Source organism: Blastopirellula sp. SH421, from assembly GCF_057808535.1.
In genome coordinates this window covers 2,065,983-2,090,874 of sequence record NZ_CM173712.1, presented here as the reverse complement: position 1 = coordinate 2,090,874, position 24,892 = coordinate 2,065,983, and the positions used below count along the sequence as shown (strand labels likewise).

The window sequence follows — 24,892 nt, the reverse complement described above, 5'->3', positions numbered from 1 at the left end:
GCCGGCGGCAAATTCAATCGGCGTCTAATTGCCGCTTCCGCAGCTTCGCTCGTCGCGCAAAGAACCAGCCCATCGCCGCAGCTCCCACTCCGCACCACGCAAATGGGGTCAACCAGCGGAGGTTGAGCCCTGGGTGCGTTGGATCGCCGCTGGTTGCGATCTCGATATCTTGATTCAGTAGTTCGCCCTGCACCATTCGGCGATGGACAAGCAACTGGGGCAAGACCACGCCGTTGGTCCGTGCGACATCGCAAAAGTCCTTTGCAATGTACTTGGATCGCACCAGTCCAGTCGCCGGATCGTCCACATTGGAATTGATGTATCCGTGAACTCGACCATCAAAGCCAGCGTGCTGCAAATAAAGAGCGTGATCAAACTCTTCGGACTTATGGACCTGACCGTCATGAATATGCAGCGTGGGAAAGTAAAGTGAATCACGCAGCGCGCTATCAAACTCTAACGCCATTGGATGGGGCTGGATCGCACCAGACGCCAATTGAAATACGGCGAAACTATAATCTTGATACTGTGGAACCTGCGTCCAAGTCTGCTCAGGCAGAACAAACCGAGAATCAAGTCGGGAGAAATCGGCGAGGCTGGGCACAAAAGACGCAATGTAACTGCCGACCTCAAAGACCACTAATCCTGACCTGGAGTCCGTAACAGGACCAGCCGAACAACCAATTCCCCGCGATCGAAGAAAGGGAAATCCGCCATCTAGCTCGCCAAAGAATTCGGGATACTCTTCTAAATTGATAAACCGTACGCAGTCATCCGTATGCGGTCGGCGCACCGGCAGCGGCAAGATCATCGCATTCTCGTCGCCCGACTCATACTTCATCTGATAGGCGAGAAACTGTGAGCCGGACGAAGTTGCGCGGGCAAAAATCTTGGTTTGGTTTACCGAGATAACAGGCTGGGCAAAGATGCACATGGCGGGCGCGCCGTAGTGGTTGTGATGAGCTCAATCGCGCTTAAAGATCATATTTTAGCGGTCGATTGCTGGCTTGTCACCAAATTACAATGCTACGCGACAGTATGCGTATTGAGCTACTTTTCGGCGTTATACTCGCCCCGCTTTTCGGGCGGCGGCAAGTGGGCGTCTAAGTCAAAGTGGGGGCGCTCGTGGCTGTTGACAAACGCGGCGACGTCGATCGCTTCTTGAGGGGACATGGTCGCGTCATCTAGCGGCATTGCAACTTTTAACCAAGCCGCGAGCTTGTCAACGCGGCTGAGCCCGGCGCCGTTGTTGAACGAGCGATCGCCCCAGACCGGCGGGTTCTCTGCATCACCACCGCCTGCTTCGCCATGACAGTCCGAGCAGCGTTGCTCATAAATCGTTTTGCCGCGCTCGACATCGGCTGGCGCATGGGCCGCAAGATCGAGCGGCGGCACATGGTTGGGGCCGAGCGGCTTCTCGGCGTTCATTTGGATCGCTGCTCCGGTCGACAACCAAGTGATATAGGTGGTTACCGCGACCGCGACTTGGCTGCCATTGGGTGGGCGAACGCCGTTCTGGCTGCGCATAAAGCAATTCAACACGCGATCTTCCAGCGTGATTACCCGCTGCTCACGCGGAGACCAAGCCGGATAAGCGGCGGCCGTGTGCAAAAAGCTGCCGGCCTGGGGATGCTTGCCACCTTCCAAATGGCACGAAGTACAGCGAAGCGCGTTGCCGGTATACGGCTTGGAAAGAGGATGCTCGTCAGTATGCAGCACGATCGCTTCGCCAAGTTGGACCACTTCACCAAGCTTGCCCGGCGGATAGTTCGCCGCTGGTTCCGCCGCCAAACAGCAGCTAGTCCCAAACCACAATTGAGCGCTCAGGCAAAACGCCGCAACAATTGGGAGTAGTTTGACGCATCTCATTTCGCAATGCTTTCTCATGACTCGCGATGGGGCCGACAAAAAATCAGCGAATCTAAACGACTATCGTATCCCTTGCCTTGTAGTCGCGGCGGTATGACGACTTACAAACTTGCTGCGACAAGCCGAATCAATACGGCAATGTATCGCCAAATTCGAAGAAATCAGCTCTCCGAGTTCTTGACAAAGGTCGCTCTCTCCTTAACACTCAAACTATCACTTGACTGTTTGATCCACATTTCGCACGCTTTCCTGCTTAGAACTCCCCATGAAATTTCCGCCCCAGCCCCATGGCAGACCTGCCCATTGTCGCCGACTCGGTTTTACGCTGGTCGAACTTTTGGTAGTGATTGCGATCATCGGCGTCTTGATTGGATTGCTGCTGCCTGCCGTACAGCAGGCCCGTGAAGCGGGTCGACGGATGCAATGTACGAACAACCTGAAGCAGTTGGGCTTGGCTGCTCATAATCACGAATCAGCACTTCAATATCTTCCGCCTGCTTATCGCGCACAATCGATTGGCGGAGCTCCGCGTTACTATGACCTGTGGGGCACACTGGCGCTGTTGACGCCGTATCTCGAACAGACAGCGGTCCAAAATTCGATCGATCTTGATCTGTCGTTCAGTTTGTGCCGGCCAAAGATGATTTGGTGCACCTCATTGGCAATGCCGGTTTCTCTGGACTGCGACTTCTGAAATACGATGATCCGCCTTGTTTTGTTTATGACGGCGTCGTCATGCGAGAAACTCACCTAGAAGCATTCAACCATTCAGGGCCAGCCAATTAGTTGCCGCCGTCATCACCTGGCGGCATCAGCAGCGGACCATCCGTCGAGAGACTATCGCCGGGGCGCGTGTTAGCAGTGCGATTGATAAACAGAACGGCTTCTCCCTTGGAGTAGAGATTACCGGCGCGAATCGCGAAGGCGAGCGCTTTGGGGACTTGGGCTTCGGCGCGAACCATGCCGGCGCGACACGCAACCACTTTGGCCACCATCTCTTGCTGATAAGCGACTGCTTCCGCGCGGCGAATTTCGGCCACTGCGCGGGCGACGCGAGTATCGGCTTCGGCTTGGTCGGTTTGCAGGCGAGCGCCAATGTTTTTGCCGACGTCGACATCCAGGATATCGATCGAAACAATTTCAAACGCCGTGTTGGCGTCGAGCCCTCGCTCTAGCACGCCGCGAGAAATATTAGCCGGCGTCTCCAACACTTCCATATGCGTCGCTGAGGAACCAATCACCGTGACAATCCCCTGACAAACACGCGCGACAATCGTCTCTTCGGTTGCTCCACCGATCAACTGGGCCAGATTGGTGCGCACAGTCACGCGGGCTCTCACCAACAGTTCGACTCCATCTTTGGCGACGGCGCTGAGGGCTTTGTGAACTCCGCCTACCGGCGTGGGGCAGTCAATCACCTTGGGCGAAACGCTTGTCCGCACCGCGTCGAAGACGTCACGGCCAGCAAGTTCGATGGCGGCGGCTCGTTCAAAATCGAGATCTATCCCGGCGCGATCCGCAGCAATCAAGGCCCGCATCAGACTCATGACATCACCGCCTGCCAAGAAATGGGCTTCTAATTTTTGGGTGCTGATGCCGGTTTGCCGATCAATACTGAGACCGGCCTGCTTTCCCATAATTTTGGCGGTGACGATTGTCGCCGGGGGGACCTGTCGCAGGCTCATACCGATCAGGCTTTGGAGACTAATCTCGGCGCCGGAGACAAATGCTTGGAACCAGATGGCGCCGTATCGCAAGATCAGAAAAAAGAAAAGTAGTCCGCAGATGCCGGCAAAGGCCGTCACGCCGTAATAAAACATTTGCCAAGAATCGAGATCGGCCAGCAACGGTGCGGCTGCAAACATGTACGGTTCCTTGATCGGCCGCTAAAAATCGCAATGGATGACGAACGGCTGACCGGTACGCACGTCGCAGGTTCAGTATAAACGAACTGGCGGCTAGACGTGAGTCGTTGCATCGCCGGAGTTTCGACGCATGCGGGCCAAGCGGCGTTTGGCTTCGATCTTAATATTGGCCGGAGTCTCGGCGACCGCGAGAACCTGATTCAAATCTTCCGTCGCTTTGCTCCCATCGCCCAATGCAGAGTAAACCAAGGCGCGATTGTAAAGCGCCATTCCACGGACATCGGCCGGAGTCGCAACCAACGCAATGGTCTGAGAGTAAAGGTCCACGGCGGCGGGATAGTCATGTTGATTGGCTTTCGCCATGCCGCGCCGATACAGAGAGATCGCTTTGCCGCGGCCTGTAAATAGGCCAGTCATCCAGAGGATTAAGTTCATGTTCGTCATCCTTGTTTTGCAGTCTGCGGACTCAGCGAGTTCCCGGGGGCGCCTTCGCTGAGTAAGAAGCAGAGCACCATGACAATCGGGCGCTCTGGATCAATCGAGCCGTCCCCCTAGGAACGAGCTTTGATCATCGTCCAGAAACCGCAGCTCGACGTGTTCCGTCGTCGAACTCGAATCTCTGAGTCGCGCAGCGCGTCGCGACCAGGCGCATATTCAAAACTGCAGAGGGAAATTTTGAACGTGCTCGTAGTCTAGCGGAACCCAAGAAAACTACAACGAAAATCGATCGATCCTCTGCCAAACAACTACCTCTTTTGGAAGATTGCCTGAAAAAGGTTACGTCAATTGGCGATCTGCACAACATAAAGTCCGCACCGGCTTTCGATGCGGACTTGATCCAATCACAGCGGCCTGAGGCAGTTAAGCTCAATATTCGCCCAAAACCTCTTGCCCCCGGGTGGTCGAAAGCCCGCGCCACGTATCAATATTAATATTCTCGGAAACGAACCGGGCCGATCCATCGCACAAGACCGTCTGGACGCCGCCGGGATGTCGGCTACGCGAACCGAACATCGACGGATAGCTACCGGTCGAAGCGATACAGGGGAGATTTTTCTGGGGCTGGTTGTTGCACAAAGCCGCGTCATAGATTGCATCAGGTTGCGACGAGTTAGGCGCCAGATGCGTCTCAAAGCCGGATGCGTCTCCCCACCAAGTATACCCGCGCAAATCATTCGGAGATGCTGTCCCTTGCAGCACTTCAGCGGCCAGCATGGTGTTGGAAGTCCCATCAATCACGTCGCGGAGGCCATAGATTTTGTTCGCTTTGTCTGCGTTGTAGGAGAAAGGGGCCCCGCCAAATGTGACGCCGTTTAAGGTCGCTGTTTGCGAGTAGCTGGTATTCCCATAGTTGGCCGCATAGTTGTGGGCTGATACGCCGCTGCCATTCTCGCGCGGCGTGTCGCTCGGACAAGTTAGCGCTGGGATTCGCTGACTGGTGACATCGATGTTGTTGGCGCTGCCATACGTGTTGCCGGTGTACTTTTGGGTGAAGTCGTAGTTGTCGTACAGATTCCCGAGTTCCATTTGCGGCAGAATGGCGACTTGCCACGTGCCGTAGCAGCAGCCGATCGCGCCGTAAGGAAGAGTTTGGTAGGTGTCATGATAGTTGTGCATCGCCAAGCCGAGCTGCTTGAGATTGTTCGAGCATTGCATCCGTCGCGCCGCTTCGCGGGCTTGTTGCACCGCCGGCAATAACAGCGCGATCAAGACGCCAATAATCGCAATCACCACCAATAGCTCAACAAGCGTGAACCCTTTTGTGTTGTTTCGTTCGATACTCATCCGCGCCACTCCTGACTTCCGAAATGATGTACATCGTTACAAAGGAAAAATAATCGTCACGTTGATTTCGCAGCCCTTTAGTATTCACCCAGCACTTCGCCGCCGCGGGTGGTCGATAAGGCGCGCCATGTATCAAGACTGATGTTGTCTGAGACAAAGCGAACCGATCCATCGCAACGCAACGCTTGGACGCCGCCAGGATGGCGACTGCGCGAACCGAGCATAGTTGGGTTACTGGTTGTAGAAACAATGCAAGGCAAGTTTTGCTCGGGATGACTGATGCAGTCGCCCCCGCTAAACGCATCGGGCAGCGAAGAATTAGGAGCGAGATAGGTTTCAAAACTAGCGCCCAATGACCACCACGAAAAACCGCGTAGATCGGTCGATTTGCCTTGCAGTACTTCGGCGATCAGCAGCGTATTGGATGTACCATCGATCACGTCGCGCAACCCGTAGTATTTAGAGACAGTCGCCGAGTTGCCAGAGAAGGGGGCTCCGCCAAACGTAACGCTATTCCAAGTGGCTTGCTGGTTGTAATCCGTATTGCCGTAGTTGGCCGCGTAGTTGTGCGAGGTGATCGAGAGGATCGGCGCGTTGGGCTCGTCACTGGGGCAAGTCAGCGTCGCAATCCGCTGCGTCGTGACCGGTTGATTGATCGCGGCGCTGTAACGGTAGCTGTCGTCATACTTGTGCGACTGATCGTACTTGTCGTACAAGTTCCCCTGTTCCATTTGCGGCAAGATCGCCAACTGCCAAGTACCCCAGCAGCAGCTATAATTGCCGGCCGGAAAGTTTTGATACGTATCGTGATACGTATGCAGCGCCAAACCAACCTGTTTCAGATTATTAGAGCATTGCATTCGCCGCGCCGCTTCCCGAGCCTGTTGCACTGCAGGCAACAGCAACGCGATCAAGACGCCGATAATCGCAATCACAACCAGCAACTCGACGAGCGTAAACCCGCTCTTCGCTTTTGATGACAACATTACTAAGATTCCTGTTGATAAAGTCGATCACTTGGGAGTTGCATGCGGGGTGATCGCCTATCTCCAGAATTTACGGAATCGCTAAGTCAAATCGGTTCTTTCCGTTCGCTTCAACCGTGATCGTTTCTTGGCTGTCGATGTTCCAGACTTTCGGAACGCGTTCTTTAGCCACGCGAGAAGAATCGCCGGGCGCTTCCCCTTCCACCCGTTGGACAACCGAGTTGCTATCGGGACTGGAGACCCGCACCGTATAGACGCCGGGTGGTAATCCGCGTTGCTTCGAGATTTCAAACTGTCCTGCCGTGATCACAGCTCCCCCGCTGGTTCCACTGGCCGAGTCATGCGTTTCAAACATCACCACGCCGGTGTCGAGCGGCTCGCCTTTCAGGGTTACCTGACCTGAGACCGCTTGACGATTTAAGGTATCCGTCGATCCTCCACATCCGCAGGTAATCCCTAGCAGGAAGAGAACGGATACGGTGCAGGGAAATCGGATAAAACAGCGCATAGAAGCCTCGTTGGTAGAAAGAGCTTCGATAAGAAAGAGGCCTCGAAATCCGAATTCCACTCGCGTCCATGGACGTCAAAGGAGAATTGCGAAAAGATGCCACGATATATCACTGACTCGATTATTTCATGCTTTGAAGGGGGTAGCTTATCCTCTGATTCCCAATTCCAAGCATTTAATAGCAATTTCGTCCACCTACTATTGATCCAGGAGACGCTCGCGCTCGTTAAAATCCTCAGGAAAAATCTAAGCGTTAATGTCGAGGATCAGCGAACTTTCGCAGCTTAGAGATGTCATCCAAGGACCAATTCATTTCTCTTCGCTTTGCAAAGGTGCGTTATGCGACCTAACATCACCCATTCGCCAGCTAACTACTCCTTTCGTCGAACCGATGAGCAAACGCCGCAGCGGTTACCCGTCCGAAATGCGCGTTAAGCACGGCGTGCGGCTGGTCCACGGAGACAAATTGCTCGAGGAAAAGCTGGGGCGCAATGATCCCTGTCCCTGCGGTTCGGGCAAACGCTTTAAGAAGTGTTGTCTCGGCCGAGGCCGCTTTTGATGGAGTGAACCGGGATCACTACTTTTAACGATTGCCCCTGAGGAGGGATCGCACGGAACTAGCGATGGAAGCGGTCATCTTCATGGGACTTCAGGGAGCGGGCAAATCGTCGTTTTATCAACAGCGATTCTTCACGACCCATATGCGGATCAGTCTTGATTTGCTCAAGACGAGATTTCGCGAAGAGTCGCTGTTAGATCTATGTCTGACGACTAATCAACGATTTGTGGTCGATAATACCAATCCAACACGTGCAGAAAGAGCCAAGTATCTGACTGCGGCAAAATCAAAGCGATTTGTAACGGTGGGTTACTATTTTCGCTCTCATGTCGAGGAGTGCGTTGCCCGAAATCTCAACCGAGCTCCTAGCTCGGTTGTCCCGCAAGTTGCGATCCTGGCGACTGCCAAAAAATTTGAACATCCATGTTACGAAGAAGGATTCGACGAGCTGTACTATGTTTGCCTGACCGCTGACGGTTTTCGCGTCGAAAAATGGAACGATGAAATTTGACGAACTAGACGCCAAGCTGCGGGTCTATGAAACTTGCGCCGACTTCTGCGTCATGCCGGATGTGTACATGGTCGCACGGCTGGATGGGCGAAGCTTTACCCGCTTGACCAAACAGCTCGTTGGTTTCGATGCTCCGTTCGATTCGCGATTTCGTGACTTGATGACCACAACGACTGCGTCGCTGATGAACTGCGGCTTTCGTGTCGCTTACGCCTATACAGAGAGTGACGAGATCTCGCTGCTGTTTGATCTGGAGGAACGATTATTTGGTCGCAAATTGCGAAAGCTGCATTCTACACTCGCCGGCCAAGCGAGCGCCGAGTTTTCCCTCCGACTTGGCGCCGTTGCAACGTTCGATTGCCGTATCTCGCAGTTGCCGACCCGGGAACTCGTGGTTGATTATTTCCGTTGGCGAACTGAAGACGCCGCTCGAAACTCGCTAAACGCCTACTGCTATTGGACCCTCCGCAAAGCTGGTGCAAGCCAACAACAAGCGACCGCACGGATGTCGGGGCTGCGCCCCAGTGAGAAACATAACTTGCTTTTTCAACATGGAATTAACTTCAATGATCTCCCTCGATGGCAAAAAAGGGGCATTGGACTTTACTGGGAAGAATACGAAATGCGTGCGATCGATCCTCGCACGCAAACCGAAGTTTTCGCGGTTCGTCGCCGCATTCGGACAGACTACGATTTGCCGATGAATACCGAATACAGCCAGTTTGTCGCAGCACGCGTGGCTTGATATTCGGTCACCTATTAAGAAAAGGACCAGTGATGGGCGCCTCGCAGGGGGACTTCCAGAAATATCCTCGTACGCCCCATTTGTTTGGTTCGTCTGGAACAGACGATGACAAACATTTGGGAGAGCGGGAGTCCCTTGCGCTGTTGGCTGACAGTTCACTGGTGGTCGAGGAAAAACTGGACGGAACTAATGTAGGCGTACACTTTTCTGCTGCCGGGCAGTTAATGTTGCAATCTCGCGGGCACCTGATCACCGAAGGGATGCACCCGCAGTATGACCTGTTTAAACAATGGGCGACCGTCAAACGGCAAGTGCTGGAAGAGATGTTGGGGGATCGCTTTTTGATGTTTGGAGAATGGCTGCACGCGCGGCATTCTGTTTACTATCGCCGCTTGTCGCACTACTTTTTTGAATTCGATATCTACGACAAACAGCAAGCGGTGTATCTCGATTTGCACCAACGCCTAGCGATTTTGGCTGGCGCCGGTATTGAGACGGTCCCGGTGGTCCACACCGGTTCGCTGCACCGCAAAGAGTTAGAAGCGTTAATCGGGCCGTCTCAATTCGATAGTCAGTTTGACAATCCGCTGACCGGACGCCGTGATAACTTATGCGAAGGGCTTTATCTGCGGACCGAAGCCGCTGGTATAGTCACGCGTCGCGCCAAGTGGGTTCGTCCAGAGTTTGTGGAGAAGCTCAAGCAAAGCGTCCATTGGCGACAACAAGCGATGGTCCCCAATCTACTGGCCGCAGGGGCCAGTATCTGGCTATGAACTGGGAGCAGTTAAAAAACGGGACGCTCGAACAACTTGTCGCCTGGTCCGAAACGCAGGACTGGGCACGGGAGATGTCGAACTGCGCGCAAGACGCCGCATGGCACGCCGAAGGGGATGTTTGGACACACGCCAAGTTGGTGCTGCAGCAACTTACCACACTTACAGAATGGGCAGTGCTGTCAACGCACGAACAGACGGTGCTGGTCTTCACGGCGCTATTGCATGACGTCGCCAAGCCGCTGACAACGCAGTTTGATCCAGCAACGGGGCGTATTTCGACTCCGAAACATGCCGTAAAAGGAGAGCACATCGCGCGGTCGATTCTTCGCAAACTGGGCTGTGATCTGGTGACCCGCGAACAGATTGCGCGGTTGGTTCGCTTTCATGGGCGGCCTGTCTTTCTGTTGGAGCGAGAAGATCCGACCTACGAGGTGGTCCGACTGTCGTGGCTGGTCGATAATCGCCTGCTCTATTTGTTTGCCCTGGCTGACGCTCGAGGCCGTGATACTGATGCGATGTCGCGTCCTGAAGAAAACTTGCATCTTTGGAAGCTGATCGCCGAAGAGCACGACTGCTTCACGCAGCCCTATCCGTTCGCGAGCGACCATGCGCGGTTTCTCTATTTTCGTCAAGCGAATCCCAATCTTCACTATGTGCCGTACGAAAATTTTTCCTGCACCGTGACGCTGATGTCAGGCATCCCCGGCAGCGGCAAAGATCATTGGCTGGCCATGCATCGCGGCAATCTGCCGATCGTTTCGCTGGACGATCTGCGGGACGAACTGGATGTGAACCCGACCGACAACCAAGGCGCCGTCGCCCAACTTGCCCGCGAGCGGTGTCGCGAGTTGCTGCGCAGCGCCACTTCGTTCGCGTTTAATGCAACCAACACGATGCGGCAGACGCGTACTCGCTGGCTTGATCTATTCGCCGATTATGGCGCTCGGATCGAAGTGGTCTATCTCGAGCCGCCGCTGTCCAAAATTTTAAAGCGGAACCGTGATCGCGATAGCTCAGTGCCTGAGCGTGTGATTCACCGCTTGGCCGACAAATGCGATCCGCCGACTTGGCTCGAATGCCATCGGCTGATCTTGTGCGATGATTAGTGAATATTTATAGCTGTAAAGGTTTGCATTATAGCTCTGAGGGAAAATTTCACTTTGTGGCGAACCGCGGTGGCTCAGCGTCGTCCCTTTTAGCATGGACACTACATTACTCACGAAACATTTTGACCGGATCGGCGCCCGTCTGCAATTGACGGATCGTCCTTCGCGTCGCTTTCGGCCCGCGGGGCTAGTGACGCTTGACATCGGCGCAGACCGGCGCGGTGAGTTCTTTGAACTGACGCCGCAGCCAGGCGCCAGACCGCGTGTCGAAATCCTTGATGTTCGACCTGCTGAACGGCATCTGCTGTTGTTAGTGCGTGAAGGAACGGTCAAACATAAATACTTATGCGGTCACGATGAACGGCATTGGTTTGTCGCCGGCATTCCTGAAAAGGCCCCGGTTGGGACGGTTCGCCAAGCGAAAGAAGCGTTGCAACCGCCGGAGGTGATTCGCGCTCTGGCCAGCCGCAGCATATCAGGCAAGGCCCGCAACCGTCGCAAGAACTCTGCGTTCGTACGTCAAGGAGAATGGTTCTTCTTGCCGGTTGGCGTGATGAGCGTGGAAAATCAGCTGGTGCTGCAAAACGAACCGCTCAGTCGCGGCAACGGGGGCAAGCCACATTGGGCCGAGTTCTGTTATCGCATCGGCGGGGAGACGGTTTATGTGAGTAACCGCCAGAACGGCGTGCTAACCCCGATCCAGCATCAACGCCTACTAAGCGAAAACCCCAATGCTGCAACTTGGCGCTGGCGAATCATGCAGCGCAACTCATCGGTCTTTGTCCGCGGCCGCATTCGCCATCCGGACCATGCGACGATCACGCTGCATGATTGGCATCAAGTGGTGATGAATACCGAGCACCAATCGCAAGCGATGCGCAACGTGGCCTTTCTCGATTAGCCATCGCCGGTCCATACCAGATGATCCGGCGTTTTGTTTCCAACGGCAAACGAAACTAGTTGCTCTGGTTCACTTCAAAATAAGCGGGCTATGCCGTTTGCAGGGCGCTGCGGCAACCTGCTATCTCCCCAGTCAGGGGAGGGTTACGCAAAGTTTGCCACCAGCGCGGACAACCTTTGATCCGCTTACGATTTGGGACGATGAAAGAAGCGGGAGTAGCTCTCTTTTGCGTTGACCAAGCTAGGCTGGACCATGCTGTTTTCCGTTCGACGATTTATCGCGTTGATGGCAATGACCGTGTTGTTGCTATTGGGAATCGGTAGTTCCGCAAGCGCCCAATGCGACTGTTCAGAGTGCGCAACCGCAGCGGCTGCGCCGCTTGTCCCCAACTACTCTGGCTGTATCTGTGAGCGCCAAGCGCTGCTTGGAGATTGGCTTGGCACGCGCAACAAGATGCTTGAGCAGGGAATGCTGTGGGAGATCGACCAGACTGAATTCTATTACGGGGTCGCAAGCGGCGGTAAAGAACAACAATTTACCTTTGCCGGGCATGGAGATTACGTCTTGAACTGGGACTTGGGCAAAGCCGGCGTCCAAGAAGGCTTATTCCTTAAACTGCGCGGCGAACATCGTTATGGAGAATCGATCTCTGGCTCGGATGGCTCTTTTCTGCCTGCAACGGTACTCACCGACTTGCCCTCTCCGGCCAGCAACAACGTTTATCTTACGGACGTCTTGTTTACGCAATTTCTGTCTGAAGAAGTCGCCGTATTTGCCGGCAAGCTCACCACGTTGGAAGGCGACGCCAACGTGTTTGCGCACAAACGAGGCAAAGATCAATTCTCGAACCTGGCGTTTGTCGTCAATCCCTTGCTATTGCGTGCGGTCCCTTACTCGACATTGGGTACTGGATTTGTATTGCTGAAAGACAATGCGCCGATCTTCCAGTTCACCGTCTTAAACTCAACCAACACGGCGAGCACCGCCGGCTTTGACGAGTTGTTCGCTAACGGCGTGACCTTGATCGCCGAGACAAGACTTCCCTATGAGTTAAGCGGGCTGCAAGGGCATCAACTATTGGGAGCAACGTGGAGCAGTCGCGAGTACACTTCGTTAGGCCAAGATCCGCGCATTGTGCTTCCCGACGTTCCGATTGATCGAACCCTAGGCACTTGGGGCGTCTACTGGAATATGGATCAATATTTATATCACTATGCCGACAGCCCCGCCAAAGGCTGGGGCATGTTTGCGCGGGCCAGCGTCGCCGACGATCAGGCGAATCCGCTCGCTTCGTTTTTTAGCCTCGGCATCGGCGGCGATAGCCCGCTTGCTTGTCGGCGACAAGATACGTTTGGCGTCGGCTATTATTCGCTACATACCAGCAATCAAATCGGTCCTTTTCTGCAGGCGGCCCTTGGTCCGATCGGCGACGGGCAAGGGGTCGAGATGTTCTACAACTACGAAGTCACTCCCTGGTTCCACCTGACGACCGACCTGCAAGTGCTAGAGCCGGAACAAAAGAACTTCAACACGGCGCTGCTGGTCGGCTTGCGCGGCAAGATTAGCTTCTAACGGCCATTTCGAAGCTGACCATCGCTTGGCCAGGAACAACTAGGATCCTCGACTACTAAGGGCAACAAAGCATGGAGCGCCGCAAAGCCACGGATGAAGAGCGGGAAACGGGGTAATAGCCAAGTCGAAAACGTTCACATGAATGTCAACGCTTTTGACTTTGCGAATTTCTTCAGACCTGCTTCCAATCTCGTTCTACTTTCTACGCTTCCCACCTTCGTCTACTCCGGCGGCAGCGGCGCCTGAACGGTGGACATCAGATAGGCGATCAGGTCACGCGTCTCGTCGGCGGTCAGCTTTTGCAGTTGGCCTTCGGGCATCAGCGAGACCTGGCTGGTCTTCATCTCTTCGATCTCTTGCCGATCAATCGTGATCGACTCTTGAGCCCCTTTTAGGGTTAATGTGCGTTCATTGAGTTCGCCAACTACGCCGTTCAGCACGCGGCCATCTTCCATCGCAATCACCACGGTCCGAAAGTCAGCGCCCACGCTGGCGCTGGGATCGATCACATTTTCTAACAAGTAGTCAATGTTCTTCCGGTTCGACCCGGTCAAATCTGGCCCCAATAGTCGCCCTTGGCCGTACAATACATGGCAACTGGCGCATGTCTTTTGAAACAGCACACGGCCAGCCGAGAGGTTGGCTTGCGACAAAACTTCTGGAGATAGTTGCTGCTTGTAGGTTTCGATCTGGGTGCGTTTTTCAGCAGCACTAACACGGACATCGCCCCATAGTTTTATCAAGTCGCTGGTCAGCTCTTCATTCTCTAGCGAAGCAATCTGCCGAGCCTGAAAAGCCGAGATCTCACTCGCCGAGATCCGCTTGTTTTGCACCGCGTCTAGCAGCGCTCGGGCTGAAGCCGGACGCGAGACAAGCGTCTGAATCATCTCGTTTTTTGCGGCGGCGTCATACTTGGAGAGACGCTCCAAAATCTTCGCCGCAATCGACGGATCGTCATACTGCGCCAGACCTCGCAGTGCGTCCACCGTCAGCGCATTGTCGTCTAAGAGTTGCACCAGCGTCGGCACATAATCGGCAGGGCGACTAACCAACAGTGAGCGTAACGCCGCTTGTCGCACGTCAGGCGGCAGCTGATTGTTAGTCACGATCGCACGTATCTCGTCCATGGCCCGGCCGTCGCCAAACACCACGTTCAAACTTTGCACAAAATTACGAATCTCAACATCCTCGGCAGCGGCATACGCCGCGGCGACTGCAGCCCAATGCGGTGGGGCCGCCGCTTTTTGCCAACCGTTTAATGCTTGGGCGATGCCGCGAATCACACTTTGCGGATAGCGGCACTTGCCTTGCGCGACCAGCTGCAACATTTGATCGACTGCGACTGGATTACGTTCGATTTCCAAGGTCATCCGTCGCGCGACAAAGTTGGTCACCAGCGGCATCGTCGACTTTTCGATCAAGGCTAACGCCTGCTGCGGAACACGCGTCGTCGCAGGTTCGATCCCGTACCAGATCATCAACGGCAAGACCGCATCGTGGGCGTACTCGTCACGCTGTGCGAGGTGCTGAGCGATCTCCCAGCGCTGATCGACCGGCAATCGCTGCAGCGCTGACGCGAGATGCAATTGAACGATCCCCGACGGATCCTTAGCTGCTAACTGCGAGAGCGTTTGCAGGACCTCAGCCGCCGGACTCGCGCCGGCCTGGGTGGTCAAATCGATTAGAAACTTCAGTGCAACCGCACGTTGGTACTCGTCTTCGGACTTAAGCTGCTCGATCCACCAGGCCTGATCGGCGCTGCCGGTCGTGGCGATCGTCTCCAGCAAGCGAATCCGCGCGATCGGTTCACCGGTCTCGGCAAGTCGTTGCTTGAGGATTATTGATAGCTCTGCGTTCTGCCCACGTTGTGTCAGTAGGCGGCGTGCTTGTCGAGCCCACCAAGTATTGCGATGCGCGAGCAGTTCCACCAACTCTTCCGCCGTCTTTTGTTGCAGGTCAAACGGAGCTAGCCGTTTGGGCGTCTCATAGGTCAGCTTGTAGATTCGCCCACTGCTGCGATGCACGCCGTCGTGGTCATGGCATTCGCCGGTATCGCTCCAGTCGGCGATGAAGACGCCGCCATCGGGGCCGGTCAGCAGCTCCATCCCGCGGTACCAGGGATCCTCTATAAAGCACATATCTGGGCCATGCGTCGCCGTGTATCCAGCGCCGCTTCGTTTTAGATAGTCGCTGTTGATCCGCAAGCCATGCAGATTGAGCGTATAGACGCGATTGCGATACTCGGCGGGCCAGTTGTCTCCTTGGTAGATCATCAGCCCGATGTGCGCGTGCCCACCGCCTGCGGCGCTGGTTTTGTCGGTGATTCCTTTTCGAACATCGGCCCAATTTTCTCCTTCGTCCCAGTGCACATGATCGGCGACCTGTTTGATCAGCTGATAGGAGTGAGGATTGATATCGAGACCAAACATTCGCTCCGTGTGGGCGCCCGGGATGAGATGCCAAAGATGCCCAATCACGGTGTTGATGACAAACATCTCTCCATGTTCGTCAAAGTCGAATCCCCAACTGTTGGTCATACCGTGCATCACCGGTTCGGCCACATCGCGCGTCGGGTGATAACGCCAGACGCCGGTATTGATCGGAAACCGCTGCGAATCGCTGGCGCCCGGCTTGCCTACGCTGCTGGTCGCAAGAATCCCATGGCGACCATACAGCCAACCATCAGGGCCCCATTTCAGTCCATTGGCTGGCGTATGCGACACGCTGCTGCTATCGACAAAACCATCCAGCACGACCTCCGGCTCACCATCCGGCACATCGTCTCGATCACGATCCGGAATAAACAACAACTGCGGCAGACAAATCGCCCAGACGCCGCCGTCGCCGATCTCGATACTTGTTAGCTTGTGAGCCTGATCCCAAAAAACGCTCCGCTTGTCGAGCGAGCCATCGCCGTTGGTATCTTCAAAGATCAAGATTCGATCACGGATGTCGCCATTAAAACCACCGGCGCCGCCGCCAGCCCAACTGTAGTTCTCTGCTACCCATAACCGACCACGCTCGTCGGTGGTCATCGCGATCGGATTGCGCACTTCGGGTTCGGACGCGACCAGCGAAAGTTGAAAACCTGGCGGCAACTTGGCTGACCGAATGACTTCTGCGGGATCGACCGGCGTGGTGGACGATTTCTCGGTGTCTTCAGGAATCGCGAACTCGTCGGCAAATACCAATCCGGGGACCAATCCAAGTCCCATTAAGCAAGCAATCCAAGTTCGGGTCACGATACTGCTGTTTTGATTCATTCCATGATCCAATCGTATTTGCACGATCGCTTGGGGGTAGGCAGGCGAACAAGTAGTTGACTCGCTACGCTGCAGGTCGCCAAGGAAAGGGGGCGAGAATGCTGTCTCGAACTTCCATTCGAGAAGTTTCTCACAGGGCAGGGGGAGGGATCAGAGGGGAAATTCTCTGACCAGGGATGTCAAACTGATATTCTGAACAAAGCTGAAATATTATGCCACTACATTCAGACCGAGATCGCTCGCTTTTGAAAATTAGTGCGAAGGGGCGATTCTTTGAACATTCTCTCTATTTTCAGCCTACATCCAGGACCATCCGTGTCCGTTGCTGCTGCGATAATTCTTGTAATAAATGGGAGCTTTCTGACCGCTGATTTGCTATCTTACTTGGGTCCGATCTCTCTCTACACTCGCCAAGTTTTTCCTAAGGAATACGCGATGTCGAAATCGTCGACTGAGAAGATGCCGCTCTATCGTCATGGAGACGTGCTGGTGCGCCGGGTTAGTGAAATTCCGGCAGAAGCAAAAAAACGGTCTCATCTGACTTTGGCCGAAGGAGAAATCACCGGGCACTCGCATCGAGTCGCCGAGCCAGATGCCGCCTCCTTGTTTGAAATCCAGGGACAACGCTTCCTGCAAGTCTACGGCGATCAGGCGACGCTGATCCACGAAGAACATGGCCCGATCACGCTGCCTCGCGGCTCTTATCTGGTGTGGCAACAACGCGAATATTCGCCGCAGGAAATTCGCACAGTCCGCGACTAAGACCGTACGTGACTAACACGATCCGCGACTAACGCACCCATCCAGGAGGGAACCGATGTCGAGCACGATCTACACCGATTGCGAAAATGCGATCTTGCGACCCAAGAACGGCGTCGTCAAATTGCGGCAACAGCAATGGACGCAGATTCCGCCGCAGTTCCGCTGCGAGATTTTGGATCTGACCGAGTGCACCGGAGCGATCCAGCTTCCGCACGGATTGCATGTGTATGAGTTGCTGCTGCAAGGGACGGCGATCGAAACTTTGCCGGCTGACTTGCAGGTTGATATGGCGATCCATCTGACCAACTGCCGTGAGCTGCACAGCTTGCCTGCCGGACTAAAGACCGGCTCGCTGTGGCTACAAGGTTGTTCGTCGCTGACCAGCTTGCCCGAAGATTTGGACGTTTGGTTTCTCGACATGTCTGGCTGCTGGGGTTTCCGTCACTGGCCGGTCGCCGCCCAGATTCGGGCCGGCAATCTTAACTTGCGCGGGTGCACGGCGATCGCCGCACTGCCGGCCTATCTGGGACCGCTCGCATCACTCAACGTCCGCGATTGCTCAGAACTAACGCAAATCCCGGACGGCTTAAAAATCACCGGCTGGATCGACATCGCCCAAAGCGGGCTCGCCAATCTGAAAGCGAAGCCGGCGTCGCTAGCCAATGTTGAAGCCCGCTGGCAAGGAGTTCGCATCGCCGATCGGATCTGGCTACAGTCTGAGACGATCAACCTGGCGGAGGTCCTGAAAGAAGAGAACGCCGAAGCGCGGCGTGTGCTGATCGATCGGTTTGGCCAATCGCGGTTCATGACCGAGGCCAACGCTGAAACCCTGGACGAAGACAGCGATGCAGGCGGCGTCCGCAAATTATTGCGCGTTACGCTGGCCGAAGATGAGCCGTTGGTGACGCTTTCGTGCCGCTGTCCTTCGACCGGTCGCGATTACTATTTACGGGTCCCGCCTAACATCGAAACCTGCCGTCATGCGGCCGCTTGGATGGCCGGCTATGACAACCCCAACGACTATGATCCCGAAATCGAAACCTAACGCGTTCGATCTATTCTGAAATTTCTATCCCCCACTTGCGCCCTCAGGGAGTGATGACGTGACGATTCATGATAATGCCACCGAGTTCTACAACCTGCCGATCATTGACCTAGAGACCGAAGACGACTGGCAAGGCCCCGTCAACGCCTATCGCATCCGCACCGACTGGGACACGTCGCCGGATGAGCTAAACAAACGGCTAAAAATCATCGCTGCCCAAGATGACGCTGCCGAACTGACCGCGTTGGTCATCGGCTCGTGGGGAGGAGACGACTGTTCGAATGACAGCTCTAGCATTGTCCGCGAATTAGTCGCCTGTGCAGATCGTTTGAAAGGCCTACGAGCGATCTTCGTGGGTGACATCTCGGTGGAAGAAATAGAGATGTCGTGGATCCAGCAAAGCGATCTATCGCAGCTGCTGCAAGCTTATCCCCAGCTAGAAGTGCTGCGTCTGCGCGGAGGGTACAATCTAAAAATGTCGCCTTGCCAACATGAGCAGCTGAAAACACTGATCATCGAAACCGGCGGACTCCCACGTTCGGTGCTTCGGAACATCTTTACCGGCGATCTCCCCAATCTCGAACATCTAGAGCTCTGGCTGGGATCTGATAATTATGGTTGGGACGGCGGCCCGGCAGATCTACAACCGCTGTTGACCGGTAGTCTGTTCCCCAAGCTCACCTATTTGGGCATCCGCAACTCGGAGCAGATTGATGAGATCGCGCCGATTCTTCCTAATTCGCCGCTGGTCGCCCGGCTACGGGTACTCGATCTGTCGCTCGGCAACATGACCGAAGTTGGCGCCAAATCGCTGCTGGCGCTGAGCACCGGCACGAAGCTAGAGAAGCTCGATATCTCGCATCATTACATTACCCCGGCGGTGGTCGAAGAGTTACAGGCTAAGCTACCCTTTGAAGTGGTCGCAGACGATGCGAATGACCCCGATGAGGAATGGCGGTCGATCTATGTCTCGGAATGAGCGTGCTCGCTCGCGTCACGAAGCGCGCTGGACCATCGTCGGCAATCCCGACTGCCGGCGCGTCGCCGCTTTTCAAACCGCATTAGCCCAGCAGAGAAAGTCGCCGGCGCAGCTGGTCAGCTACGCCGATCTGTTACAAGGGAGCTTGCGCCTGCACGATTGCGTACAGGCCGGAGACCTGATTCGCTTTGAGTCGGCGGCTGAGGAGTGGACGACGCGGCGACTGCTGCTGGAATACGGTTATGAAGAAGCCCAGTCAGCAGGCTACGCAGCGGCTCTCCCTGCGCAGATCTCCAGTAGGATGGGGCCTGCTTCGCCTGAGTTTAAACCGCGGCAGCTTTATCTCGGTTACCGACGACTGCTGCATGAATTGTCGATAGCGGTTACTGAAGCCGGCGCCGTAGCGATTCAGTCACCGCTGGATATCGCGTGTATGTTTGACAAATGGGAGTGTCAAAATCGCTTGCTCCAGGCTGGCGTTCCGATTCCGCAACTTTTGTCGCAGCCGCGAAATTTTCGTGAGGCGATGGGTGATTGCAGCGGCCACAATCGGGTCATGCTGAAGATGTCGCACGGCTCTGGCGGTGTCGGCTGTATGGCCTTGCATTGTCCCCGAGGTCCCATGCGTGCGTTCGTTTCTTCTCAAACGATGGCGATGTGCGACCCCGATTACCCCAAGCTACACATCCCGATCCAAAAGTTAGACGATCTGATCGACGTCGCCGGCGTCGGCGAGATGATCTGCGCAGAACAGGCGCATCTCGAAGTTTGGCTCCCCAAGGCGCGCTTCGAGGGAAAACCGTTTGATCTGCGCGTGGTGGTGATTGCCGGCCAGCCGCGGCATGCGATTGCGCGTCTGGGACAATCGACGTTTACCAATCTCAATCTCGGCGGCCAACGGCGCAATATCGGCCTGCTGGAGAAGAAGATCGGCGCGGATGGTTGGGCTCAAATCGAGCAGATCGCCGCCCAAGTTGCCGGCTGCTTTCCGCAGACGCTGTGCTTTGGTCTCGATCTGCTGATGACGCCGCGGCGTGAGTTCTATGTACTCGAAGTCAACGCGTTTGGCGACTTCCTGCTGAACGTTTTCCAAAATGGAGAAACTCCCTACGCCGCCGAGATCGCGGCGGTCGACGCGTGGCTGACCTCGCGCGATGCGGCGGCTTCGACAGGAGCTTTCACCCGATGAACATGAACGACATCGTTGGCCGCGACGACCTGCTGCTGATTACGTTCGATTCACTTCGCTATGACGTTGCTCAGGCCGCGTGGGAAGCCGGCGAACTGCCCAATCTGGCCAAGCTGCTGCCGTCGACCGGTTGGGAGCTGCGACACACGTCGGGCAATTTTACCTTGGCTGCGCATGCCGCGTTCTTTGCTGGCTTTCTGCCTACGCCGGCTGCGCCCGGCAGACATCCGCGGCGATTTGCTCTGCACTTTCCCGGCAGCGAAACGACCGATGAAAAAACCTGCGTACTGGAGGGGGAAAGCCTGATCGCTGGGCTCGCGGCGCGCGGCTATCACACGATTTGCGTTGGTGGAGTCGGCTTTTTCAACAAGCTGACGCCGCTCGGTTCTCTACTGCCTAGCATGTTTGACGAGAGTCACTGGTCGCCTGAGCTGGGAGTAACCAATCTGGACTCGACTGCGTGTCAGGTCAACGTCGCTTGCGCGGCGCTGCAGCGACTCGCTCGCAATCAACGCGCCTTGTTATTCATCAATCTCTCAGCAATGCATCAACCCAACTGTCATTATTTGCCAGACCGCACAGCGGACGACTGCGAAACGCAACGTGCGGCGCTCGCATATGTTGATCGCCAATTGCCGCCGTTAATGCAGGCGCTGCAACAGCGCGGCGGCGGCTTTGGCATTCTCTGCTCAGATCATGGAACCGCCTACGGCGAAGAGGGCTATTGGGGGCATCGCTTGTCGCACAAGGTCGTCTGGGAAGTTCCCTACGCCGAGATCACCTGGAAGGAACAGCCATGAGTTCGCTTGAACAGCTGCCGATGCACAACTTGGCCGATCCCTATGTCGCCTACTCCTATTCCTATCCTCATAAGTCGTCGTATGGACCACTCTCGCCGCCGGTCGCGTTAGACGACCTTTGGCAGCAAGAAGATCGCCGCAGTTTGTTCCTCTACACGCATTTGCCGTTTTGCGAAATGCGATGCGGCTTTTGCAATTTGTTCGCCAGGGCAGGGGGGGATGAGTCAACGTACGACATCTATCTGGATAGCGTCGAACGTCAAGCGAGTCGCATGGCCGACGCCACGGCCGGTCAGCGCAGCGTAACGCGACTTGCCCTGGGTGGAGGAACGCCAACCGTGCTAAGCGCCGCGCAGCTTGATCGGTTGTTTCAAATGTTGGTACGTCATTTCGACGCCGACGCAGAGAAAATCCCAACGTCGGTTGAATCCTCTCCCAAGACCGCTTCGCAAGAAAAGCTCCAACTACTGCGCCAATGGGGCGTACAGCGGATCAGCATCGGCGTGCAGTCATTCCTAGAGTCCGAAGCGCATTCGATCGGCCGCCCTCAACAGTCGACCGAGGTCCATGCGGCTCTGTCTCGGATTAAGCAGCTTGAGTTTCCGATCCTCAATATCGACCTGATCTACGGCCAACCCAGTCAAACGCTCGCCACTTGGAAAGAGTCACTCACCGCCGCGCTGCGTTACGAACCAGAAGAGATCTTTCTGTATCCGCTGTACGTGCGACCTCAGACCGGATTGGGACGTCGCGAACATTCGATTACTCCACATCCGCCGCAAACCATTGAGCTGTATCGGGCCGGTCGCGACCAACTGTTAGCCGCCGGCTATCGCCAACTTTCGATGCGTTGCTTTACGCGTCAAGTGGAATCACTCGACACTGGCCCCGCCTACTGCTGCCAAAGCGACGGCATGTTGGGTTTGGGCGCCGGGGCTAGGTCGTACACATCGCGGCTGCATTACTCCAGCCGCTTTGCCGTACAAGCTGCCGGTGTCAAAACGATTCTGGACGCATGGGTCAAGCGGAGCGAGCACGACTTTGGCCTGGCCGATTGGGGAGTCTGGCTGACCGAAGAAGAGCAACAACGCCGCTACATCATTCAATCGCTGCTCCACTATACCGGCCTTGATCGCAGCAGCTTCACGCAAACCTTTGGCGTCTCGCCTGAGACTTTGATCCCGCAGCTCGCCGATCTGCAGGCCGCCCAGTGGATTGACGAAGCCGATGGCGTGCTTCGCTTGAGCAGCGAAGGGGTCGCGATGTCGGATGCGATCGGCCCCGCTCTTTATTCGCCGTTCAGCCGGCAGAAGCTTGCGGAGTTCGCCGTACAGTGAGCGCCAAGTATCACATCCTCTATCGCGGCCCGCTGAGCAGTTGCAACTACGGCTGCGTCTATTGCCCCTTCGCCAAGCGAGACGAAACGCATGCGCAGTTAGCCGGCGATCGCGACGCCCTTGGCCGTTTTCTCGACTGGATTAGCGAACAGACCGATCGGCGGTTTGGGGTATTGTTCACACCGTGGGGCGAAGCGCTGGTCCGCAGTTGGTACCAAAAGGCGCTGGTCCAATTGAGCTGGCTACCACACATCGACCGCGCGGCGATCCAGACCAATCTCTCTGGCAATCTTCGCTGGCTTGACCGCTGTCAGCCTCAGCGGATCGCATTATGGGCGACCTTCCATCCGACCGAGACAACCTTGGCCAAGTTTTGCCAGCGTGTGCAGCGTGTTGCCGATCGCGGAGTGCGGATCAGCGTCGGCTGCGTCGGACTCAAAGAAAACTTCTCGCTGATCGAAGAGCTGCGCGCGGCAATCTCGCCCTCAACCTACGTCTGGATCAACGCCTACAAACGAGAGCCCAACTACTACACCCAGGCCGATGTCGCGCGTCTGCAAGCGATCGATCCGCACTTTTCATTAAACAACACGCGGCATGCAAGCCACGGTCAGCCCTGTCATGCAGGCGAAACCAGCTTCACCATCGACGGCGCCGGCGACATCCGCCGCTGCCACTTTGTCGATCAAGTGATCGGCAACATCGCCGACCCAGCGTGGGAAGCCGCGCTGCGGCCGCGGTCTTGTCCCAACGACACTTGTGGCTGCCATATCGGCTATGTCCACCTGAAGCGGCTCAATCTATATCCGCTGTTTGGCGATGGGTTGTTGGAAAGAATTCCGAGCTCACAACCCAACGCCTAGCGACCGCCGGCGCCGCTTACTTCTGCGGAAATAGCTCCATCAGCGAGTCGGCAAAAATCCCCAATCCCTCGGGCCCCGGATGGTTGATGCAATTGACCATCAGACAGTTATACGGAATCCCTTGTCGCCATAGGCGGCCATACCGAAGCGATGCGTCGGCCAGCGCAACCGAATGCTTGGCGGCGAACGCGCGTAGTCCCTGTACATAAGGGCGTGGGTCATTATCAATGTCCGTCTGGCGATCCAGTCCCATCCAGTCAGGGCGGACGTAATGCGGAGTCAGAATAATCCATTCAGCGTCGATCTTTTGAAAATCGGCCAGCAACTTGCTGTAGCGTTCTTCTACGGCTGCGGGGTTCAGACCGGCGTCATTGACGAACTCGCTGATAATCAGGTCGGGCTTGGCGTCCAAGACGGTCTCTTGATAGTTATGTGGCTCACCGGGCGGAACCCCCAAATAACTGGAAGTACTTCTGCCACCCCAAGCTTCGGTCACTAGCTCGATCTGCGCTTGCGGAAACCGTTGCTTTAGCCGCGCGACAAACTGCTGCTGCCAACGATCACGCTGGGGATTGGCCAAATATGCGCCATCGGTCACGCTATCTCCCCAAGCCAAAATTCGTATCGGCTCCCCAGAGCGCAGCTTGGCCAATGCTCGAGGAATACGCTGCTCGGCCAGCGAAGGGGAAGTCACCGCCGGCGATGGATAAGCCGATTCCAAAACTGGAAACAGGTTTTGCTTTGTCAGGCGTTCAAGCTGACCTGGGATCCACACGTTAGCTAAGCGTCGTTCGCCTGCTGCCGTTTGGGGCGCAGTTGGCGCTTCGGCGCGCGGCTGACCGGCTCGATATTCAATCTCGCCATCCGTATTGAGCACAATCGAATCGATCCGCGACAGCGTATGTTGGTAGCTGATAAAAACGGGGCTCCCCTCGGCAATCTTTCCACCGGCCAAGCGACCAATCCCGCCCCAACGATTATCAAATTCGTAGTCGCGCCCCCGCACGTAGGTTTCATCCGTATCGGTCGGTCCGCTGCGAACCACCACGCTGCTCGGATCCAGCAGGTCAGGCGCCGTCAGCGACTCGGCGATTAGCCCCGTCAGTCTAGCGCCACGCTGGTACTGCGCTTCATTCGGGTTATACATCGGCAAGCTTCCATGTCGCTCGGCTGTCACCGTGTACAGCCCCGGCAGATCGACCGCTACCAGTGACGATTTCGCCGGATTTTCTCCGCTGGCGGCAAGCTCCACCTGCACCTCCCAGTCGCCGCTCAAACTGACCGTAGCCGCAGGCTCCGCCGCACCACAGGCCGCAACAGCCAGACCACCAAGCAATAACACCAACCAGGTTTGACGGATCACAAGCAGATTCCTCAAGAGATGTATTTATCGTGCAGAGAGAAAAAACCAGAAAAGCAAACGGGGCAGGGGAAGCAAGGCAGGCAGTTAACAATTCTGCTCTATTCTACA

At 55.7% G+C, this 24,892-nt stretch carries 24 protein-coding genes; 15 read left to right on the top strand and 9 right to left on the bottom strand.

Going from position 1 to position 24,892, the window contains the following annotated elements; all coding sequences use genetic code 11:
• Nucleotides 1–13 precede the first annotated feature (13 nt).
• Nucleotides 14–934, bottom strand: a complete 921-nt coding sequence (locus tag SH421x_RS08655; RefSeq protein ID WP_488855022.1) for a hypothetical protein — start codon at nucleotides 932–934, stop codon at nucleotides 14–16.
• Between the two features lie 116 nt (nucleotides 935–1,050).
• Nucleotides 1,051–1,869, bottom strand: a complete 819-nt coding sequence (locus SH421x_RS08650; protein ID WP_488855021.1) for a c-type cytochrome — start codon at nucleotides 1,867–1,869, stop codon at nucleotides 1,051–1,053.
• 265 nt (nucleotides 1,870–2,134) lie between these two features.
• On the opposite strand from SH421x_RS08650, the gene SH421x_RS08645 reads away from it, so the two are divergent.
• Nucleotides 2,135–2,563: a type IV pilin protein gene (locus SH421x_RS08645; RefSeq protein ID WP_488855020.1), complete on the top strand. Its 429-nt coding sequence runs from the start codon at nucleotides 2,135–2,137 to the stop codon at nucleotides 2,561–2,563.
• An 88-nt stretch (nucleotides 2,564–2,651) separates the two neighbouring features.
• On the opposite strand, the gene floA is transcribed toward SH421x_RS08645, so the two are convergent.
• From floA to SH421x_RS08620, 5 genes are all read right to left on the bottom strand, one after another.
• On the bottom strand, nucleotides 2,652–3,734 hold the full coding sequence (gene floA, locus SH421x_RS08640; protein ID WP_488855019.1) for a flotillin-like protein FloA: 1,083 nt from the start codon (nucleotides 3,732–3,734) through the stop codon (nucleotides 2,652–2,654).
• 93 nt (nucleotides 3,735–3,827) lie between these two features.
• Complete coding sequence (locus tag SH421x_RS08635) at nucleotides 3,828–4,169, bottom strand: hypothetical protein (protein ID WP_488855018.1); 342 nt, start codon at nucleotides 4,167–4,169, stop codon at nucleotides 3,828–3,830.
• A 432-nt stretch (nucleotides 4,170–4,601) separates the two neighbouring features.
• Entirely contained in the window at nucleotides 4,602–5,519 is a 918-nt protein-coding gene (locus SH421x_RS08630) for a DUF1559 family PulG-like putative transporter (RefSeq protein ID WP_488855017.1), read from the bottom strand.
• 77 nt (nucleotides 5,520–5,596) lie between these two features.
• On the bottom strand, nucleotides 5,597–6,505 hold the full coding sequence (locus tag SH421x_RS08625; protein WP_488855016.1) for a DUF1559 family PulG-like putative transporter: 909 nt from the start codon (nucleotides 6,503–6,505) through the stop codon (nucleotides 5,597–5,599).
• A gap of 70 nt (nucleotides 6,506–6,575) precedes the next feature.
• Nucleotides 6,576–7,013: a hypothetical protein gene (locus tag SH421x_RS08620; RefSeq protein WP_488855015.1), complete on the bottom strand. Its 438-nt coding sequence runs from the start codon at nucleotides 7,011–7,013 to the stop codon at nucleotides 6,576–6,578.
• Between the two features lie 256 nt (nucleotides 7,014–7,269).
• On the opposite strand from SH421x_RS08620, the gene SH421x_RS08615 reads away from it, so the two are divergent.
• The 7 genes from SH421x_RS08615 (at nucleotide 7,270) to SH421x_RS08585 (ending at nucleotide 13,183) form a co-directional block, all read left to right on the top strand.
• Nucleotides 7,270–7,572 carry an SEC-C metal-binding domain-containing protein gene (locus tag SH421x_RS08615; protein ID WP_488855014.1) on the top strand — a complete coding sequence of 101 codons (303 nt, stop codon included), beginning with the start codon at nucleotides 7,270–7,272 and terminating at the stop codon, nucleotides 7,570–7,572.
• 64 nt (nucleotides 7,573–7,636) lie between these two features.
• Complete coding sequence (locus tag SH421x_RS08610; RefSeq protein ID WP_488855013.1) at nucleotides 7,637–8,083, top strand: AAA family ATPase; 447 nt, start codon at nucleotides 7,637–7,639, stop codon at nucleotides 8,081–8,083.
• The gene (locus tag SH421x_RS08605) at nucleotides 8,073–8,828 is read left to right on the top strand and encodes a tRNA(His) guanylyltransferase Thg1 family protein (RefSeq protein WP_488855012.1); all 756 of its coding nucleotides are present in this window, start codon (nucleotides 8,073–8,075) and stop codon (nucleotides 8,826–8,828) included. Before SH421x_RS08610 ends, SH421x_RS08605 begins: the two co-directional genes overlap by 11 nt.
• A gap of 32 nt (nucleotides 8,829–8,860) precedes the next feature.
• Nucleotides 8,861–9,601 carry an RNA ligase family protein gene (locus SH421x_RS08600; RefSeq protein ID WP_488855011.1) on the top strand — a complete coding sequence of 247 codons (741 nt, stop codon included), beginning with the start codon at nucleotides 8,861–8,863 and terminating at the stop codon, nucleotides 9,599–9,601.
• Nucleotides 9,598–10,710 (top strand): AAA family ATPase, encoded by a 1,113-nt coding sequence (locus SH421x_RS08595; protein WP_488855010.1) that lies wholly within the window; start codon nucleotides 9,598–9,600, stop codon nucleotides 10,708–10,710. Before SH421x_RS08600 ends, SH421x_RS08595 begins: the two co-directional genes overlap by 4 nt.
• A 94-nt stretch (nucleotides 10,711–10,804) precedes the next feature.
• Nucleotides 10,805–11,611, top strand: a complete 807-nt coding sequence (locus tag SH421x_RS08590; protein WP_488855009.1) for a hypothetical protein — start codon at nucleotides 10,805–10,807, stop codon at nucleotides 11,609–11,611.
• A gap of 252 nt (nucleotides 11,612–11,863) precedes the next feature.
• Nucleotides 11,864–13,183: a carbohydrate porin gene (locus tag SH421x_RS08585; protein ID WP_488855008.1), complete on the top strand. Its 1,320-nt coding sequence runs from the start codon at nucleotides 11,864–11,866 to the stop codon at nucleotides 13,181–13,183.
• 221 nt (nucleotides 13,184–13,404) lie between these two features.
• On the opposite strand, the gene SH421x_RS08580 is transcribed toward SH421x_RS08585, so the two are convergent.
• Nucleotides 13,405–16,446, bottom strand: coding sequence for a PVC-type heme-binding CxxCH protein (locus SH421x_RS08580; protein ID WP_488855007.1), 3,042 nt, complete (start codon nucleotides 16,444–16,446; stop codon nucleotides 13,405–13,407).
• A 435-nt stretch (nucleotides 16,447–16,881) separates the two neighbouring features.
• Between SH421x_RS08580 and SH421x_RS08575 the strand changes: the two genes are divergently transcribed.
• The 7 genes from SH421x_RS08575 to SH421x_RS08545 are packed head-to-tail and all read left to right on the top strand — an operon-like array spanning nucleotide 16,882 to nucleotide 23,421.
• On the top strand, nucleotides 16,882–17,208 hold the full coding sequence (locus SH421x_RS08575) for a hypothetical protein (RefSeq protein WP_488855006.1): 327 nt from the start codon (nucleotides 16,882–16,884) through the stop codon (nucleotides 17,206–17,208).
• A gap of 55 nt (nucleotides 17,209–17,263) precedes the next feature.
• The gene (locus SH421x_RS08570; protein WP_488855005.1) at nucleotides 17,264–18,253 is read left to right on the top strand and encodes a DUF6745 domain-containing protein; all 990 of its coding nucleotides are present in this window, start codon (nucleotides 17,264–17,266) and stop codon (nucleotides 18,251–18,253) included.
• 58 nt (nucleotides 18,254–18,311) lie between these two features.
• The gene (locus SH421x_RS08565; RefSeq protein ID WP_488855004.1) at nucleotides 18,312–19,232 is read left to right on the top strand and encodes an STM4015 family protein; all 921 of its coding nucleotides are present in this window, start codon (nucleotides 18,312–18,314) and stop codon (nucleotides 19,230–19,232) included.
• Entirely contained in the window at nucleotides 19,219–20,421 is a 1,203-nt protein-coding gene (locus SH421x_RS08560) for an STM4014 family protein (protein WP_488855003.1), read from the top strand. Before SH421x_RS08565 ends, SH421x_RS08560 begins: the two co-directional genes overlap by 14 nt.
• Complete coding sequence (locus SH421x_RS08555; protein ID WP_488855002.1) at nucleotides 20,418–21,221, top strand: STM4013/SEN3800 family hydrolase; 804 nt, start codon at nucleotides 20,418–20,420, stop codon at nucleotides 21,219–21,221. The genes SH421x_RS08560 and SH421x_RS08555 overlap by 4 nt, the downstream gene beginning before the upstream one ends.
• On the top strand, nucleotides 21,218–22,558 hold the full coding sequence (locus SH421x_RS08550) for an STM4012 family radical SAM protein (RefSeq protein ID WP_488855001.1): 1,341 nt from the start codon (nucleotides 21,218–21,220) through the stop codon (nucleotides 22,556–22,558). The genes SH421x_RS08555 and SH421x_RS08550 overlap by 4 nt, the downstream gene beginning before the upstream one ends.
• Entirely contained in the window at nucleotides 22,555–23,421 is an 867-nt protein-coding gene (locus SH421x_RS08545; RefSeq protein WP_488855000.1) for an STM4011 family radical SAM protein, read from the top strand. Before SH421x_RS08550 ends, SH421x_RS08545 begins: the two co-directional genes overlap by 4 nt.
• A 16-nt stretch (nucleotides 23,422–23,437) precedes the next feature.
• Here SH421x_RS08545 and SH421x_RS08540 read toward each other — a convergent pair whose 3' ends face one another.
• Nucleotides 23,438–24,784 carry an SGNH/GDSL hydrolase family protein gene (locus tag SH421x_RS08540; protein WP_488854999.1) on the bottom strand — a complete coding sequence of 449 codons (1,347 nt, stop codon included), beginning with the start codon at nucleotides 24,782–24,784 and terminating at the stop codon, nucleotides 23,438–23,440.
• Nucleotides 24,785–24,892: the final 108 nt, after the last annotated feature.